This is a genomic window from Streptomyces sp. KR55 (genome assembly GCF_052245645.1).
Taxonomy (GTDB): domain Bacteria; phylum Actinomycetota; class Actinomycetes; order Streptomycetales; family Streptomycetaceae; genus Streptomyces; species Streptomyces flavusporus.
The window spans coordinates 1-658 of the sequence record NZ_JBQQCE010001004.1 but is presented as its reverse complement, the minus strand read 5'-3'; the positions used below and the strand labels follow the sequence as shown (position 1 = coordinate 658).

Here is a 658-nt window from a genome sequence, read left to right as displayed (position 1 = left end):
CACCTTCTTCCGTCCCGGTGCGCAGTGGCGCGTGCGAGCGGTGGCCACCGAGGACTGCCCCTGGCGCGGCCGGCTGGTCGTCGGTGAGGTCCACGACGAGAACGCGGCCGTGCTCGGCGGAGTGGGTGGACACGCGGGCCTGTTCTCCACGCTCTCGGACATGGAACTGCTCGGTGCGGCGCTCGCCGCCGGCGGTCGGGGCCTGCTGAGCCCGGACACCTTCACGCAGATGACGGCCGCTCACACGGACGGTCTTGCACTGCGTCGGTCCCTCGCCTGGCAAGGACGGGACCCGGTGGGTTCCCCCGTCGGCGACGCCTTCGGACCGGACTCCTACGGGCACACCGGCTTCACCGGTACCAGCCTGTGGGTGGATCCCGCCACCGGGCACTACGCCGTGCTGCTCACCAACCGCGTGCATCCGACGCGGGCCGGCGACGGAATCGCCGGAGTCCGCCGAGCCTTCCACGACGCCGCCGCGGCGGTGCCGCCCGCCTCGGCCACGAATGGCCCTGTGCGGTCAGCATGAGGTGAAATGGCCCGGTGAACACGAACGAACCCGGCGGGGAGCGCCCCGAGCGAGCCCGCCCCACAGCCTCACCGGCGTCGGCCTCGCCGTACTCGATCCCGACGGCCGTGTCCTGCTGGGTCTCGGCCA

Annotated in this window: 1 protein-coding gene; it reads left to right on the top strand. The window is 72.8% G+C overall.

What is annotated here, in order from left to right:
* Positions 1 to 529: serine hydrolase (locus tag ACTWQJ_RS52035; protein ID WP_443313303.1), on the top strand; the 529-nt coding region annotated here is incomplete at its 5' end.
* Positions 530 to 658: the final 129 nt, after the last annotated feature.